The sequence below is a fragment of the Winogradskyella poriferorum genome (assembly GCF_036553625.1).
Classification (GTDB): Bacteria; Bacteroidota; Bacteroidia; order Flavobacteriales; family Flavobacteriaceae; genus Winogradskyella; species Winogradskyella poriferorum.
The window spans coordinates 43,290-61,133 of the sequence record NZ_JAZHOU010000001.1; the positions used below are offsets into that span (position 1 = coordinate 43,290).

13 protein-coding genes, 1 tRNA gene and 1 pseudogene are annotated in these 17,844 nt (G+C 33.9%); 1 reads left to right on the forward strand and 14 read right to left on the reverse strand.

What is annotated here, in order from left to right; genetic code table 11:
* Positions 1 to 130 precede the first annotated feature (130 nt).
* The 9 genes and pseudogenes from V1468_RS00260 to V1468_RS00300 form a co-directional block, all read right to left on the reverse strand.
* The gene (locus V1468_RS00260; RefSeq protein ID WP_331808261.1) at positions 131 to 1,060 is read right to left on the reverse strand and encodes a hypothetical protein; all 930 of its coding nucleotides are present in this window, start codon (positions 1,058 to 1,060) and stop codon (positions 131 to 133) included.
* Between the two features lie 2 nt (positions 1,061 to 1,062).
* Complete coding sequence (locus V1468_RS00265) at positions 1,063 to 2,421, reverse strand: tyrosine-type recombinase/integrase (RefSeq protein ID WP_331808262.1); 1,359 nt, start codon at positions 2,419 to 2,421, stop codon at positions 1,063 to 1,065.
* A 53-nt stretch (positions 2,422 to 2,474) separates the two neighbouring features.
* Positions 2,475 to 2,547: transfer RNA gene (locus V1468_RS00270), tRNA-Met, on the reverse strand.
* Positions 2,548 to 2,664: 117 nt separating this feature from the next.
* Complete coding sequence (locus tag V1468_RS00275; RefSeq protein ID WP_331808263.1) at positions 2,665 to 3,507, reverse strand: leucine-rich repeat domain-containing protein; 843 nt, start codon at positions 3,505 to 3,507, stop codon at positions 2,665 to 2,667.
* 132 nt (positions 3,508 to 3,639) lie between these two features.
* Entirely contained in the window at positions 3,640 to 3,822 is a 183-nt protein-coding gene (locus V1468_RS00280; RefSeq protein WP_331808264.1) for a CPXCG motif-containing cysteine-rich protein, read from the reverse strand.
* Positions 3,823 to 3,835: 13 nt separating this feature from the next.
* Complete coding sequence (locus tag V1468_RS00285; RefSeq protein ID WP_331808265.1) at positions 3,836 to 5,155, reverse strand: TolC family protein; 1,320 nt, start codon at positions 5,153 to 5,155, stop codon at positions 3,836 to 3,838.
* Positions 5,142 to 8,345 carry an efflux RND transporter permease subunit gene (locus V1468_RS00290; protein ID WP_331808266.1) on the reverse strand — a complete coding sequence of 1,068 codons (3,204 nt, stop codon included), beginning with the start codon at positions 8,343 to 8,345 and terminating at the stop codon, positions 5,142 to 5,144. Before V1468_RS00290 ends, V1468_RS00285 begins: the two co-directional genes overlap by 14 nt.
* Positions 8,345 to 9,469 (reverse strand): annotated as a pseudogene (locus V1468_RS00295) (efflux RND transporter periplasmic adaptor subunit). The gene V1468_RS00290 and the pseudogene V1468_RS00295 overlap by 1 nt, the downstream one beginning before the upstream one ends.
* 75 nt (positions 9,470 to 9,544) lie before the next feature.
* Positions 9,545 to 11,452 carry an ABC-F family ATP-binding cassette domain-containing protein gene (locus V1468_RS00300; protein WP_331808267.1) on the reverse strand — a complete coding sequence of 636 codons (1,908 nt, stop codon included), beginning with the start codon at positions 11,450 to 11,452 and terminating at the stop codon, positions 9,545 to 9,547.
* Positions 11,453 to 11,565: 113 nt separating this feature from the next.
* Here V1468_RS00300 and V1468_RS00305 point away from each other — a divergent pair, with 113 nt between their 5' ends.
* Positions 11,566 to 11,949, forward strand: coding sequence for a DUF983 domain-containing protein (locus tag V1468_RS00305; RefSeq protein WP_331809329.1), 384 nt, complete (start codon positions 11,566 to 11,568; stop codon positions 11,947 to 11,949).
* 6 nt (positions 11,950 to 11,955) lie between these two features.
* On the opposite strand, the gene V1468_RS00310 is transcribed toward V1468_RS00305, so the two are convergent.
* The 5 genes from V1468_RS00310 to porK all read right to left on the reverse strand — a co-directional run bounded on the left by V1468_RS00310 (position 11,956) and on the right by porK (position 17,739).
* Complete coding sequence (locus V1468_RS00310) at positions 11,956 to 12,999, reverse strand: NAD(P)/FAD-dependent oxidoreductase (RefSeq protein ID WP_408647351.1); 1,044 nt, start codon at positions 12,997 to 12,999, stop codon at positions 11,956 to 11,958.
* 64 nt (positions 13,000 to 13,063) lie between these two features.
* A complete protein-coding gene (porN, locus tag V1468_RS00315; protein ID WP_331808269.1) occupies positions 13,064 to 13,972 on the reverse strand; it encodes a type IX secretion system ring subunit PorN/GldN in 909 nt (302 codons plus the stop codon).
* A gap of 61 nt (positions 13,973 to 14,033) precedes the next feature.
* Positions 14,034 to 15,620 (reverse strand): type IX secretion system motor protein PorM/GldM, encoded by a 1,587-nt coding sequence (gene porM, locus V1468_RS00320; protein ID WP_331808270.1) that lies wholly within the window; start codon positions 15,618 to 15,620, stop codon positions 14,034 to 14,036.
* A gap of 51 nt (positions 15,621 to 15,671) precedes the next feature.
* On the reverse strand, positions 15,672 to 16,307 hold the full coding sequence (porL, locus tag V1468_RS00325; protein WP_331808271.1) for a type IX secretion system motor protein PorL/GldL: 636 nt from the start codon (positions 16,305 to 16,307) through the stop codon (positions 15,672 to 15,674).
* An 85-nt stretch (positions 16,308 to 16,392) separates the two neighbouring features.
* A complete protein-coding gene (porK, locus tag V1468_RS00330; protein ID WP_456300855.1) occupies positions 16,393 to 17,739 on the reverse strand; it encodes a T9SS ring complex lipoprotein PorK/GldK in 1,347 nt (448 codons plus the stop codon).
* Positions 17,740 to 17,844: the final 105 nt, after the last annotated feature.

Below are 17,844 nucleotides of genomic sequence, written 5' to 3' on the forward strand. Positions count from 1 at the left end.
CGAACAGGTCTCGGAAGTTCGTCGGATTCCGACACACAAACAACAACTAATTGATATTCAGAATTTTAAAACACTTTTTTAAGGTCTAAAATGTGCTAACTATGTTATTATGTCGGAAGGAAAATCGTATTTATTTTATATTTCGTAATTGCTTTTCGATAAGATATAGAAAATCGTCAATGCCTAAATTAATTAATTTCTGTTGGAGAGACCGTAGTAATTCCCTCCTTGTGGCTCCAACAAAATACGAGGGGCCTTCAAGCGCCTTTTTATATAACGTATTAGTATTAGTTTTTTGATAAAATAGGGATATACTATTATATCCGCCCATTATTTTAACAAGCATTAAAAATCTATTTAAGTCAACTGACTTCTTATTGGATTTTATAATATTATAATATACTAAATGACTAAGAATTAATCTTTCATCATCAGTAAAGTCGTTAAGTTTTTCTTGAATTTCAGAATCCTTGTCATTTTCAGAACTAATAGTTTTTGAAATGTTATCTTCCTTTGGTAATTTAATTTCAATATTTAACTCGGCTGCTTTTCTATTAGGATGTTTCAAATCTAGCATATCATTAAATTCTTTAGAATCTCTGAAATAAATATTACCAGAGTCATCAAAATAAATATTTTGGTAACTTTTAGTGTCATAAACCAAGCTATAATAATCTCGATGGTTATACAAGTGCCTAGATAGATAATCCAAAGCATCACGTCTCGCTAGATCTACAATAAAATTCAATAATTCCTTTTTAGAATATTTCTCATAGAGAGAAAAAATATGATTCTTAAATACTAATTCAATTACTTCATATTTACTTCCCTCATAAATCATTTTATTACGATCAAATACATTCATAGAATTTGAATATTTACCCTTGTAAAGATCATAGTAATGTATTTTACGACCCTTAAACTCTTCTATGATGTCGTTATAAAAAGAACTAAAGGTTCTTTTTATAGATTTATTACTCTTAAAAATAGTAACAACTAAATGCTTTGATCTTTTAATTATTGCTTCGTAATGATATTTATATAGTAAAGTTACTTCCATTGCTATTTCAATAAATTAGAGTAATCCTTTGGTAGTTGGGCATCAATACTCCTTAGATAGTTTTCCAATCCTGACATTGAGGTATGACCCGTAATCAACATCAAATCACTCTTAGCTTTGTGAGGTGAGCCTTCTCTTGCCAGTTTCCTATACATTTTGGCGATATAAGTGTGTCTAAAACTGTATAGTCCATATTCTGAATTAAAACCTAACTTATCCTTAACTTCTTTAAATTGTTTTGTGTAATAGTCCTTACGACTACTTTCCTTTGCTGACCATTTTTGCCCTAGGGAATCCTTGGAGAACAAAGGATGATTTGGATCAAAGTCCTTCAAGTTTGGGATTTCCTTCAATAAAATCTCAGGGATTATTTTAATTTTTACAGGTTGGTTTTTTGCCACCACATAGAGTTTTTTGTCTTGGATATCGATATCCTTGATTTTCAAGCGACATATTTCTATAGGTCGAAGTAGTGCATAACAAATAAACTTAATGAACAGTAATAAAGTTTGGTCTGACTTTTCTAAATAGCTAAAAATTTCATTTTCCTGCTTAGGTGAAAAAGACTTATTTCTTTTAGGTATAGCTTTTAGAATATTAATCTCTTTTATAAAATTTTGTACAATGATATCATTGTCCTTTAGTGTTTGAAAAAATGAGGATAAATCCGTTCTTGCATTGTTTCTATTTCTAACACCTGTTTCTTCTAATCTTTGATTTAAATAAGAAATAACAGTCTTTTTCTGAATGCTCGTGATATCAGACTTGTTGTTAAAACCGTTATTAAGTAGCCATGTATTAAACTTATTAATCCTACTCCTGTACTTAACAAAAGAGTCATGTGTCATAACATTCTCTTTTAGTTTCAATACCAGTTCGAATGCCTCTTTCAACTGAACCTTTGTTGCAAGTTCATCCACTGGTTCAACTTTTGATTTAGTCGAATTATTTAATGGTACAGAGTTATTCTTTGCTCTCTGTTTATTTTCAAGTCTTTCTTCTAGATATTGTTTCAGATCAGTGTTATCCTCATAAGGGTTAAAGCCTTCCCTTAGCACGATTTCTAGGCTTTGCTTTATAATCTTCAGAATATGGTATCTTGATCTTTTGTCTTTAAATCTATTTGCACCAGCCTTGATGTTTGTTTGTCTTGTTAAAAGACCTGTTTCAGGGTGTCTAAACCTGTAATGTATGTACCAATCTTTCTTTAAGGCTTTGGTTCGCTCTGATTTAGTGAGTTTAGACCATTGATTGATATCCACCCCACCTGTGTAGATTTTGGGCTCAGAATAATTGGCTTTCATTGATAAAACGTGTACGTTTTCGTGTACTTTTTGTAAAAGTAAGAAAATAGAAGACATAAAAAAACGGATTGTGAGACACAATCCGTTGATTTTACTGGCTTTCGCCTTAGTAGCGGGAACTGGACTCGAACCAGTGACCTTCGGGTTATGAGCCCGACGAGCTACCTACTGCTCTATCCCGCGATATTGGACTGCAAATATACAACGCTTTTTAGTTTTAGCAAGTTTTTAGCATAAAAAAAGTGTTCAAATAATTTGAACACTTTTTTTAATATATAATTATATGGTTAAAAACAAATATTAGTCGTCGTTCTCTTCAGAATCTAATGTTGCTAATGCTCCCTTCATGTTTGCATCATCTAGATCAAAATCTACAATATTAGGTAGTTTATCTTTTAAAGCGGCGTAGTTTCCTTTAAAACCATTATTACTTAACAACAGCGTTTTTAAATTTGACAACTGAGCTAATTCACCAGGTAAATTACCATAAAAAGCATTATTAGATAATACTAATTCCTCTAACTGCGTTAATTCGCCGATACTAGCCGGAATTGTACCTAATAAGCTATTATCAAATAAGCTTAATACTTTTAAGGATTTAAGATTAGATATACTTGCTGGTAATTTCCCTATTAATTGGTTACTACTAAGTATTAAACTTTCAAGCTTGGTTAAATTACCTATAGAGCTAGGAATCTCACCAAAAAAATTATTATTGTATAACTCGACTGTCTTAAGATTGGCCATGCTGCCAATGTCTGATGGTAAGGCACCTGAAAAATTATTAGAGAACAATTGTAAGGTCTCTAGATTAATCATACTCGTTAATGTCTCTGGTAATTTTCCTTCTAGTTTATTGAATGCTAAATTCAAAGTCTTTAAAAAGGTTAATTGAGATATTTCACTTGGCAATTTACCAGATAGATTATTGAAGCTTAAGTCGATGGCTATCACGTTATCATCCTCAATGGTTAAACCATACCATTCAGTTATAGGTTGGTCTAAATTCCAAGAGGTATTCCAAGTGTCACCATCAGTTGCGTTATAAAGTGCTACTAGTGCGTCTTTTTGACTTTGAGAAACGTTGGCATATGTAAAGACAGAAAGCAAGCAACATAGTAGGGTTAATTTTAAAGTTTTCATAATAGCTAGATTTTGTGGAGGGGCACATAAACTATTCAAAAATAGGGTCTTACACCTTAAACTGCAAATTTTTTCGATGAACTACACTACTAATTAACATAAAAACTTAATTTTTCGTATTTTACACTTATCTCATTGCTCTATATTCTCTGCTTGAAAATTGACTATTTGTTGTGCTTCTGTGACTACAGAAATTTGAATAGGATTACAGCAAATTTCACAATCTTCAATATAAGTTTGCTGACTTTGAGACACATCTATTAACATAGATATTTGCTCCCAACAATAAGGACATTGAAAAAAGTGTTCTTCCATTCTTTAGCGGTTTTTAGAATTGAACATTTAACAACTCGCCACTAATTTGAAGCAAAGTTAACTCAGCTAATTTTGCATCATATTTTGCTTGACTTCTGCTTAACTCTGCATTCAATAAATTGATTTGGGCTTGTCTAAACTCAATTGAATTGACTTGACCTATCTTGAACTTTTCTTGAGTTCTATCAAAGTTATTCTGAGCTGTAATGATATTTTTATCTTGAATGTTATAAATATCGAGCTTGTTCATATAGTCATCCCAGGCATTATTAAAATCGCGCTCAATGCTCAATAGGATATTTTCTTTTTGAAGCTGTTGCGTTTCAAGATTAATCTTTGCATTTCTTACTCTATTAATGGTTGCTCCACCATCAAACAAATTCCAACTCAGATTAATGCCTCCTGATAATCCTGTATTGGTTGAAGTGGTTAAAAACGATGCTGCGTTGTTGTTGTTTTTGTTCCAGCCGTAAGAACCTGTTAAACCAATAGTTGGTAAATATGCGGATTGACCAGAATTAATATCTAACTTGCTAATTGCAATGTTTTTTTCGGTTTGAAGTAAAGCAACATTTCTTCGTTTTGCTTGTTGAAATAAGCTATCCTTTTGAAATTGTAACGTGAAGTCCACTTCGGTTTCTACATTGTAATCTTCCGTAAACGTTTCTCCCAATACCAATTTTAAATCGCGCTTTGCATTTTTTAACTGCTGTTTTGTATTGATGATGTTGATGCTGTCGTTATTAATATCAACTTCAGCATTTAAAACTTCAAGCTTTGTGTTTTGTCCATATTCAAATTGATATTCTGCTCTTACTAATCGGTCTTTGGTAACGGTTAGCGTTTCTTCAAGAGTGTTTAAATTATCGGACAATTGCGCCACATTGTAGTACACCGAAAACATTTGAATAATCGTGTTTTCTATCGTTTCTCTTGCTTGCAATTCGGTTAATTGGTATTGCTCTTTTAATCGTTTGTAATTGTAACGTCTGCCTAAACCATCAAACAAGGTGTAGTTAAGATTTACACTAGCATTATATCTAGAACTCTCAGCACCATTTAAGACTGTAACCTCTCCGTTAGAAAATTCAGCTTCAGTATTATCTAAATTATACGTTGCGCCTGCACTACCAGTCAATGTTGGCAAATAACCTGAATTTAAAATACTGGTATTATTCTCTGCAACAGCTACATCATTCTTGGCGATTTGTACACCATAATTATTTTCTAAAGCCTTAGAAACAGCCTCTTCTTTTGTTAATATATTTTGGGCTTGCAGATTAACACAACATAAAACGCCCAAGACAATCAATATCTGTTTAGTGCTCTTCATTACCTTCATTTTGTTCTTTTATAGCGCGTTCTACTTCTTCCTTGGTAACATCGTTTCCGGTTACCAGCCATTTGGTATTCTTCTTAATATTATTGCTGAATGACAAAAACAACGGTAACACCAACAAGGTTAAAATGGTTGCATAAGCGATACCAAAGGAAATGGAAATTGCCATTGGTTTTAAAAATTGTGCTTGCCTACTTTTCTCTAATAGTAAAGGTGCCAAACCTGCTATTGTAGTCAATGAGGTTAAGAAAATAGCTCTAAAACGCGATTTACCGGCTTCGGAAAGTGCCTCGTCAAATTTCATTCCTTCTTTTAGATTACTATTGAATTTCCCAATGAGCACCAATCCGTCATTAACCATAATACCTATTAATGCAATGATTCCTAAAAGGGATAAAATATTAACAGGAAAATCTAATAACCAGTGTCCCCAAGCTACAGCTGTTAAACTGAAAGGAATCAATAAAATCAGCAATAGCGGTTGCGAATAACTTCTAAACGTAAACGCAATTGTAATGTATATTAGTAATAGGATGATAGGTCCTGCAATTGCTAAAGAGCTTGTTAGCTTGCCTGCTTCCCTATTTTGTCCTTCGTAAGACGTTGTAATTGTTGGGTATTTTGATTGTAACTCTGGAATAAAATCTTTTCTAATATTGTCTATAATATCAGTAGCACTTGTACTCGGGTCTTTTAAATCTGCATACACTTGAATTTCGCGTTTACCTTCCAAGTGATTGATGGCCACATCACCACGCTCAATGCTATAGGTTGCGATATCCTTTAGAGTAACACGTTCGCCAGTAGGCGTTACGATTCGCATATCGTCTAAATCATTAATAGAACTTCGGTTGTTTTTGTCGTAACGTACCCAAACTCTAATTTCGTCTTGTCCTCTTTGGAAACGTTGCGCCTGAGCACCAAAAAAACCTGAACGCACCTGAGACATTACACTTCTTAAATCTAAGCCGAGTAAGTATGCGCTTTCTTTGAGCTCTAAGCGTATTTCCTTAATTCCGGCTGGGTCATTGTCTCCAATATCTTTTAGCAAAGGATTAGATTGCAAATGCTCTTTTAATTCTAGTTTAGCGGCTTTTAATTCCTCGATATTATTACTCAGTAAGGATACTGAAACTGGATTACCACCAAAATTTCCACCAGAACCATAGATTAATCGTTCTGTACCAATTACTGGACCAACCAATTCTTCTAACCTGTTGGTTATTAAAAACGATTGAACTTCATCTGGTCGTTCTTCGCCTGGCAATAAATTGATTCTTAAATTGGCTGAAGAACTGCTGTTAATAGACACGATCGTATTTTCAAACAATTGTTTATCTGTGCCTTTTAAATACTTTTCTGTAAGCTCTTGGTTAACGATGAAAGATTTTTCTTCAATCATTGAAATGATAGAATCAGTGATCTTTACATTGGTTCCTGCAGGCATTACTAACTCAATATTAGCTGCATCACTTGCAATTCTTGGAAAAAGGGTTACACCAATAATTCCACCTCCAAGAGAGCCAAATGTTAGCACTAAAAGCGCAACAAAAATACCAAGTGCCAATAGTTTAAATTCCATTACAAATCGTAATGTAGGTGCATAAACCTTATCTCTTAAATATGACATAAAGCGGTCTCCAGAACGATTTAGTCCTCGCATAAAGGAAAAGAACCCATTAGATGACTTTTTGTTATGCAGCTCTTCTTTTTTAATTCTAAGAGCTTTTGAATGTGCCAAATGCGCAGGCAAAATGATTAATGCTTCAACAAGCGACACAACCAATGTTAATATAACGATGACTGACACTTCACTAAAGAACTCTCCTATTCTACTTTCTAAAAAGAAAAACAATGAAAAGGCTAATACCGTTGTTGTAATTGCAGAAACCACAGGTGGTATTACCTCCATAGTACCATCAATAGCTGCTTGAATTGGTTTTTTACCTTTCTCGTAATGCTGATAGATATTTTCGGCAATAACAATACCATCATCAACCAGAATACCAATAACGATAATCATTCCGAAGAGTGATAATACATTAATCGTCACATCAAATTGACCGGCAAAAATGAACATTCCCAAGAATGAAATTGGTAAACCAAAAGCGACCCATAATGCCAATCTTGTATTAAGAAAAATAGATAAAAACACTAAAACTAACAACATACCAACAATGGCATTTTCTGTTAATAATTGTGTTCTTTGATTTAGTGTAATTGATAAATCTCTAACCACACTAAGGTGTACGTTTGTGTACTTTTGATTATACGCTTCGATGTACTCTTTTACCTTATCTGCTGAGCTAATTAAATCCTCATTATTAGTACTGGTAACCGAAATATTTACAGCTAATTCTTGATTAAAATAGGTAGCATTTGGTGTTTCAGAAAAACGATCTCTTATAATTGCCACATCCTTAAGGCGAACAACTTTTCCATCAGCAGAGGCTTTTACAATAATATTGGACAGCTCTTTTCCGTAGTATTCTCTATTATTTGCTCTAATTAAATATTCTTCTGCAACGGTTTTTACATTACCACCTGTAACTAAAATATTTGAGTTACTTACTGCAGTTGCCACGTCGTTAAACGTGAGATTATATGCTAATAAATCTGTTTCATTAACTGCAATTTCGATTTCCTCATCAGGAAAACCAGAAATTTCAATCTGTGAGATTCCGTCTATAGCTCTTAAATCGGTTTCAACCTGTCTGGCTAATTGCTTTAAAGTAGCCAGAGGAATATCATTGCCACTAATTGCAAATGATATGGTTTCTCTTATGGCTTCTTGCTTAGAAACCACCAAAGGTTCCATTCCTGTAGGGAAAGATGGCACACGATCTACCGCATTTTTAACTTCAAGAAGCATAAAGTCTAAACTTTCGCCTTTTTCGATTTCTACAGTAATACTTCCACTATTTTCTCGTGAAGTTGAAGTAACTCTATCTATACCTTTTAAGCCTTTTAGATTATCTTCAATTTGAAGTACGATTCCCTCTTCTATCTCTTGTGGCGAAGCACCAGGATAAGTAATGGCTACATTTATTATTCTTGATTCGGTTAATGGGAAAAACGAAGATTTCAGCGACAAATAACCTATAATACCAAACACAAAAAATGCCAGTATAAATACATTTACTGCAACATGGTATCTTATAAAGTATTCTATTAACTTTCTCATTATTCGGCAGAATCTGTTGTTGCAGCTTTAACTTGCATACCTGCATAAGCACCAGGTACTGGTTTTCTTAAAATGATGGTTCCGTTTGGCACCTCTTTTAATACTACAGTTGCATCAGAGAAATGCACAGGTTTTACAGGAATAACATCCAAAAGACTATCCTTGACTATGTAAATTTCTTGGCTGTCCAGTAGCAGATTTCTATCAATTTCTATAGCATCATTTACTTTTTCGGCATTAAGGTTTGCCTCTAAGTACATTCCTTCTTTTAAATCTTAGTGCTTTACTTCAACAAAAGCAGTGATAGTTTGCGTAGTAGCATCAATACTTCCGTTTACTCTAGAAACTGTTCCTTGATAGGTTTTTGTTTTTTCTAAATTAGAAAGGGTTACAGCTTCGCCTTCCTTTAGCACATCTGCATAAGATTTACTTACGGCTACTTGCATTTCGTAAACCGATGGATTTATGAATTCGCCTAATTTTTGTCCACTTCTTACAAGCGTACCTTCTGTAACTAGAGCTTCGGTTAATATACCTGTAAAAGGCGCAGTAATTCTATATTTTGCTAAACGCTGTTCTAAATTTTTAACGTTGTAATACGCACTGACTATTCCACGACCTGTGATAAAATAGTTTTCCTTTTCACCAGATATTTCTGGTAATTGTGGTGTGCTTTTATTTAAATCAAAACCATTAAGGTAGGCTTGCCATTTCGGATAAACATCTGCAAAATCTAACCTCAAATCTGGCATAATTGCAGCAATACTATTGTAAAGATTGCTCTTTGCAGATTGCACACTAGCATAATATTCTGAAGCATCTAAACGAATAAGTGTTTCGCCTTTATTGAATTTTTGACCAGCTTTAAAAAGTTTATTTCCGGTTTTAAAAACACCTTGCACCTCAGAATACAACTCCACACGTTGCTTTGCTGTAAGATTTCCATTTGCTGAAATTACAATAGGTACTGTTGAATTTTCAACCGTATCTACCAAAACTGTTTTAACCACTTTTGGCACTACAGGTTTAGGCTTGTTTTTATTCTCAATAAGATATTTTGCGAAAAAGTATGCTCCAACAATTAAAGCGATACCCAAAACGGAAAGGATAATTTTTCTGGTCATAATGAAAGCGGTCATCAATAACGTACAAAGTTATTGTTATCATTATGCGCAGTCGTTAAAATAATCTTAATGTTGCTATGAAATTTCTTCAATTTGAATGGTAACTTCTTCCCATTCTTCCATCAACTGTTCTAAATTCTTCTTTTTTTCTTGATAATCGTCAAAAAATTTAGGGTCAGAAGCCGTGTTATCGTAATCTGTTTCCAGTTTAAAGTCGTCTTCTTTAATAGCTTTTTCCAGCTGATTTATTTTAGCTTCAATATTACTCAGCTTGTTATTGAGCGACTTTACTTTTTTCTGGTCTTCGTAACTTTGCTTATTGCTTTCTTTAGGCTTATCCTCTACAATGGTTCGCTTTTCGGCTTCTCTTAGATTTTCAATATTACGTTGCTCTAAATAGTAATCGATGTCTCCAAGGTATTCCTTGATGTTTTGGTCTTTAAACTCGTAAACCGTTTCGGTTAATCCTTGTAGAAAATCCCTGTCGTGAGATACTAAGATCAGCGTACCTTCAAACTTTTTGAGCGCATCTTTTAGTACATTTTTAGACTTAATATCTAAGTGGTTGGTAGGCTCATCCATTATTAAAACATTCAATGGCTGAAGCAATAGCTTTGCCAATGCCAAACGGTTACGCTCACCACCAGACAAGACTTTTACGTACTTTTCTACCTCTTCGCCTCTAAATAAGAATGCTCCTAAAATATCACGAACCTTACTTCGATTGGTTTCATTTGCTGCATCAATCATTGTATCTAAGACGGTTTTATTACCGTCTAAATATTCTGCTTGGTTCTGTGCAAAATATCCTATCTGCACATTATGACCGAGATTGACGTTACCATCGTGCTTTAAGTCACCAACGATGATTTTAGCTAAGGTTGATTTTCCTTGACCATTCTGGCCAACAAATGCAGTCTTTACGTCTCTTGGCACAGTTAAATTCACATTATTCAGAACTTGTAAATCACCATAATTTTTTGAGACATTTTCAATCTCAACAACCACTTTTCCTGGTGTAATAGACACAGGAAAATTTAAAGTCATTACACTATTATCATCTTCATCAACTTCAATGCGATCAATCTTATCCAGCTTTTTAATTAACGATTGTGCCATTGTTGCCTTTGAGGCTTTGGCTCTGAATTTTTCTATCAGTTTTTCGGTTTGCTGAATTTGCTTTTCCTGATTTTTTTGCGCTGCCAATTGTTGCACTTTCATTTCTTTTCTTAACTCTAGGAATTTCGTATACGGTTTATTGTAATCGTAAATTCTTCCTAATGAAATTTCAATAGTTCTGTTGGTTACATTATCTAGAAACATTTTATCGTGCGATACAATTACAACTGCTCCTGGATATGTTTTCAGAAAGTTTTCTAACCAGATGATAGATTCAATATCTAAATGGTTTGTAGGCTCATCTAACAACAGCAAATCGTTATTTTGAAGCAATAGCTTTGCTAATTCAATACGCATTCGCCAACCACCTGAAAAGGTATCTGTTAACTTATTGAAATCTTCGCGCTTAAATCCTAAACCTTGAAGAATTTTTTCGGTATCACCTTGATAATTATAACCACCTAAGATTTCGTACTGATGTTGAATGTCATTCAAATCAATCATTAACTGATTATAAGCTTCACTTTCGTAATCTGTACGTTCTGCTAATTGAGTGTTAATATTATCTAGCTTAGCTTCACATTGTTTAATCTCTTTGAAGGCTTCGTAGGATTCTTCTAAAACGGTTTTACCAAAATCGAAATCTATATCTTGTTTAAGGAAGCCTATTTTTAAGTCCTTATCTGCGGCTATTTGACCGGAATCTGACTCTTGTTCTTTGGCCAAAATCCTTAGCATTGTAGATTTACCAGCACCATTTTTACCAATTAAACCAATGCGGTCGCCTGCACCAAGTTTAAATGTAATGTCTTCAAAAAGATATTCTCCTTGAAAGGATATGGACAGATTATGAATATTGAGCATATATAGTTTTCTTAAAAATACAACTGCATAAAATGTTACAATTGTTACAAATACAGACTTACAAAAAAGTTATCTTTGTAGTTCAACAAAACGCAAAAGTAAAGGTTTTAGCTATGATTAGAAAAGGAATGAAATTATATAGCATTTTATTTGGCGCCTGCCCAAAATGCCATCAGGAATCTATGTATGTTAACAAGAATCCTTATGCCATTTCAGAAGTTTTAAAGATGCACGATCATTGCTCGCATTGTAAAACGAAATACCAGATGGAACCTTCATTCTTCTATGGCTCTATGTATGTAAGCTATGGTGTTGGAATTGCGTTTTCGGTAGCCGCTTTTATTATTAGTTATGTTATTCTTGGCTTTTCTGAAACGGTAGGCTTCATTAGTATTGTTGGAACCTTATTAGTATTCTTTCCAATAATTATGAGGTTATCACGTAATATATGGATTAACATATTTATGAAATACGACAAATCTCTAGTTAAGAAGTAAAGACTTTTAATTAAAACGTGAAATATTAATTTCAAAGTCTAAAGCTGTGTTATTTTCTATTAATTGATAAAGCTTTTGCGCTACATAAGGTGCTATCATAACACCTCTGGTACCAAGTCCGTTTAAAACATATAAATTTTGATATTCGGCATGTTGCCCAACCAAAGGTCTACGGTCTTTCACTGTAGGACGAATTCCAGCTAAATGTTGAACAACTTCAAATTCACACTGTAAAAACGTTTTTAGCTTATTGATTAACTCTTGTTTGCCTTCTTCAGTTGGGATATTACTTTTGTCGGTCCAATTGTATGTTGCTCCGACTGCGTATAAGTCATTTTCTAGTGGAATAATAAATACCGAAGACTTAATACCATAATCGATATTAAGTTGAGGAGCTTTGATTATTAATACCTCACCCTTTGTTCCATTAAGCGGTATGTCTTTAAAATAAGGATTGTTTTTAACTCCAAATCCTTCAGCAAAAACTACCTGCCTTGCATTTATATCATTATAAATTAACCCATGAGGTGAAACTTGAAGATTTTGATACTCAAAACGCGCTTCTACAAAACTTTGATTTTCTTTTAAAAATGTCTTGTATGCATGTATAAGCTTTTCCGTTTCTATCCTGCCTGCGTGTAACACCTCACCAAATCCGAATGGTGCATCTATAAATTCATTAGTGTTCTTAACTAGTTGCGTAGAAAGGTAAGGCTCTAGTTTTGGTTTATCAGAAGCGTTAAACCATAAATTCTGTTCTTTTATAGACGTAAACCTTCTTAGTATTCTAAGTTTATAATCTATTTTAATTTTTAGATCTTGTTCAATTCTTTTATAAACTGGTAATGCCAGATTTAGTTGCTCTTTTGCTTTCCAGACCTCTGAAAATCGTTTTAAAATAACAGGATTATATAAGCCTGCCGCCACAATAGATGACTGTTGTGAATTATCATCGAAAACTATAAATGATTTCTTGTTATTTCTTAACAACTCACAAAATGCAATACTTGCCAAACCACAACCAACAACTATATAATCAACACTTTTCATCATTGTACAAAAATAAAAAACGCCCACTTTAAAGTGAGCGTTTACTTTTACATTTTGAGAGTTATTAGTAACTCCACATATCTTGTTCAAAATCTCTGATCTTATCTTTGATACGCTCAGATTCTAATAATTGCATAAGCGCATTTTCTGCAACGTACTCCTTTACTTCTCTGTCACCATAAACGTTATCTTCTTTATAAATAATTCCATGAAAACGACGGCTATTAAGTAAATGATCAAAAGAAATTGGTGACGCACTGTTATCGTTGTTAAAAGCTTTAGCTTCGTGCAAAATGTCCCTTACTTCTGGATAAAAGACCCAAAACATAGGTATTGGCTCTTTCTGAGCTTCGTCTTCAGAATCAATAAAGTTAACATCTGGTGCCGCAGGTGCTATACCCAGAATTCTATATTTTAATTCACCTTGACGTTTATCAAAATACCAAAGGCCTTTGATTAAATAAGAACTAATATCAGCAGGTTCTATATTTCTTTCTATCACAAACTCTTCTGGTACTTCGTCTTCACCCACCCCATTTTCATTCATGTAATCATAACCTGGATCAGTGATTTTTCTCATTTTTAAAGCAGCCTCAATATCTTTCAGCGTACGCTCTTCCGTGAAATACGAATCACCGTATATCTTAGAAATCATTCCGCTTTCAATATTTTCCATCAAAACCTTGTATAAAGATTTACGATCATCACCTAAATTACCCTCAACCGGGAAGTAAAGTGGAAAATTAACACGTTCATCTAATACAACTTTCTCCCAAGTCATTTTTGAGTATAAGATGTCTCTATCTCCTACATAACCGTATTCTAATGGCTTATCGTTGTCTAAAAGCAATTCTGCTTCTGTTTTCATACCTATTTCTTCAGGTATTTTTGCATTTAGAATATTAGCCTGCGAAAAAGCACTGTTTGCGACTAATGCTACTAAACCTGTGTATATAAACCTTTTAATTTCCATCTTATTAATTAATTTGGGTTTCTTTATTTTTAACGTTTGTAACTGTTAATTATTGAATTAATTAGTTACTTGTAACTTCTACAATTACAGGTGAAACGTTTTTAAGATTGTATTTTGAGTTTCCTTGAATTTTTGCTCTAATATCAAAAATTGTAATATTGTCTCCTCTTCTAGCCTTTTTGATTGCAGCCTTTGCTTGTGCATTCATTTTTGTACCTGATACACTAATCGTAGGTTGACCTGGCACTCTAATTTTAAAAGATGTAACTTGGATTGGTAAATCGAAAACAAAATCATCTAATTTTGCCGCAACAGTACCTATCTCAACGTTACGCTTAGGCAACTTTACTACACCTGTTTGACCAGCTATTACACCTGTTGGTGCAGGAATATCTTTTATTCTAAATGTTTTACGGTCGCTTACTCTTGAACCATCATCTAGAGTACCCGTAACATTAATGGTTACTTCTTTCCCCGTACCAGGATTCATTACATATTTACCTTGACCTGATGCTCTAGATAAACCAGCACCAGAAGCAGATACTTTATTGTCTGCTATACCTGCAAAAGAAATAGTCATTGGATTAGCAACACCACGATAAACAACATTCATCTTATCAGCTGATATAGTTGCTGAATTAGGTCTTGGCACAACAACGTACTTACCACTAAAATCAATCGGTAACTCTTGGCCTTTTTCTAAGAACGTGAATTGTCCGTTAATATCATGCTCACCAACGTTACCTACAGTGAATTCTATTCTCGCTGCTCCAGTAGAATCAATAGCTCCTTCTCGGTTCATATCTAAATCTTTATCTCCTACTTTTAATTTTGTTGGAGTTACATTAGCATATTTACCTAAAACAACTGAACCTGTAAACTTCTCTCCAGCAAAAAACGCATTCTTGTCTGGGATAACTATAGCTGTATAATTCTTTAAAGAAGTTACTGTATCTACAGTATTACCTAAAAACACGTTATAAAGGTTAGCTTCCGTTGCTTTAATATCGTTTTGCATAGCTGTAAGCTTGGTATAGGAAGCTACAGCTGGAAATCCTTTAAAGTTGTAATCTAACCAATTTTGAGGTCTTCCGTCTTTATTAGTAACTTCAGAAGTACTAAAACGACGCTCTAAAGTTTCTTTAGCTGGGTTGTATGCCACATCGTTACCTAATACTTCATTGATGTCTGCTTTGTATTTATTAACTCTGTCAACAAATGCCTGTCCTGCTTTTGTAAGACGATCTCCAGTAAACCAATGCTCATCTAAAGCATCACCTTTATCCATCTCTTCAGCTGGTAAACCACCTTGCTCTCTGAATTTTTCAGCATAGTTTCCTTTTTCTAATATCATCTTCTTTTGACCTTCTAGGTATGTAAAGAATTCATTAGAAATAGAGCTAATTTTTTGAGCATTATTGAATGCTACACCAAAATCAGCTGGTTTTTCACTAGCTTGAGTTTCTAATCCCTTTAATAGGTTTGTATTAGAAGCTACTGCTAATTCATTTGCGTTTTCGAATTTTTTGTTGAATAAGCTAAATGCAGATAGTATCTCTTTACTTGTAGTCATTGCAATCATAGCAATAAATACCAAGTACATTAAGTTAATCATTTTCTGCCTTGCAGATAATTTTCCTCCTGCCATTGTAATTAGTTTTTTTGAATGTTAATTAATTAAATTGATTATAAAAACTAATTAGTTTTTGTTCATTGCAGATAACATTCCACCATAAACACCATTTAATGATGAAAGGTTTGATGCTAAAGATGCCATTTGCTCTTTTAATTTCTGTGCATTTTCTACAGCTTCTTCATTGATTGCAGCTTGACGGTTTGCACTTTCCATTTGTACTTTATAAAGACTGTTTAAAGACTCCATCTGAGCTGCTGCTAAAGACATTTCTTCGCTATATTTCTTTTGTGCCGCCATAGAATCAACTGTTGGACTGATCCCCTTAGCTGCACCTTCAAAGTTTTTAATACTGTTACCTAAGCTAGCCATTAATTCACCATCAATTTTAGCTTCTTTCAGTAAGTTATCTAATTTTTTAGATAATAATCCTTCAGCATCTTTTGGCTCTTCTTTTTTAGCCTTTTTACCTAGTGATTGTCCACCAGCTAATTCTGGGTATACTAACGACCAATCTAAGTCTGCTTGTTGTCTCTCAAAGGCTGAGTATATGAATACCAAGGCTTCCACAACCATACCTAGTGTTAAGATCTCTGAACCAAAAGGCCAGTGCTGAATTTTAAATAATGCTCCAACGATTACGATTGCTGCTCCTAATCCGTAGATCATGTTAGTGATTGTAATTTTACCTTTCTGTGCCATAATTTTGTTTAGTTTTTTAGTTTAAGTTAAATGGATGATAACTTAAGTAGGTTAATTTAATTTGGGTTATTGATTTAAGTTTTTTTTAGTTAGTTGCTGCGTTTTTGGTTACTTCAGTTCCCATGTAATCTTGTACGGTTCTAAAACCGATATAACTTCTTGCTGAGTCCGCATACTCATAATCTCTAGAACTTACCTGTAAGAAGTAAGCAACATCTTTCCAAGATCCACCTCTTACTACTTTACGTGAATTCTCAGTATCATTCACGTTTGGATTAATGGTTGACATATATTCATAAGAAGCAGGGTCATAAGAACCATTTACCCATTCTGAAACGTTACCTGCCATGTTATATAAGTTAAAATCATTAGGATCGTAAGCATCCGCCTCTACAGTATATAATGCCTGATCTGCTGCATAATCACCTCGTAAAGGCTTAAAGTTTGCCATAAAACAGCCTCTATCGTTTTTGGTGTAAGGCCCACCCCATGGATATGAAGCTCCTTGTAATCCACCACGTGCAGCATATTCCCATTCTGCTTCAGATGGTAATCTGTAAGAGTTAACTGGTTGTTTTCCTTTACTTTTTTGGTAACTATTGTGGTGTAATGTTCTCCACTGACAAAATGCCTGAGCTTGTTTCCAAGACACACCTACTACTGGATAATCACCGTAAGCATCATGCCAAAAATAATCGTTGTGCATTGGCTCATTGTAAGAGTAAGCAAAATCTCTAATCCAAGCTGTAGTATCTGGATAAATCTCTACTTCTTCTTGCTGAATAACTTCTGAACGCTTAAGACTTCTATCTTTTGCTGCCTTTGCGATATCCATATATGTATACTGAAATTTAAATTGCTTTACATCCCAAGTACGCTGTCCGTTATAAGACTCTTCTAATGGTAAATACATACCATCCATAACCTCGGCATATAATTCATCAGGATAATCATCAGTATCAAATATTAATTCAACGTCGTAGTTAATTTTTCTCTGCTCATTACCGTAAGTATTTTGCATATAACTTTCGTAAGCGTTCAACTCTTCTGGGTTGGCATCTAAATATGCAAACTCACCAATATCACCATTACCTGGAGTCTTACCTTCAAGGTCAGCCATTTCAGCCAACTTATGTCTTAGTATGGAATCACGAACGGCAAATACAAATTGTCTGTATTCACTATTTGTAATCTCAGTTTCGTCCATGTAAAATGCACGTACAGTAGCCGTTTTTGTAGGAGCATCTTTTACACCAGCGATATCATCGTCTGATTTACCCATAATAAAAGCACCTCCAGGTACTAAAGTCATACCATAAGGTTTCTCTGGGTGCCATTTTTTACCTTTAACACCTACTAATTGTCCGCGGTCTCCAGAATTACAACTGGCAACCAAAACCAATACAGTGGTAAGTAAAATAAATCTCTTAATATTCATAGTAACTCGAGGTTAAATTAGTCGTCCTTAATTTTAAGGTCGTAAACATATTTATATATTTTCTAAAAAACAACTTTTTTCGATTTTTTTTTACAGTTA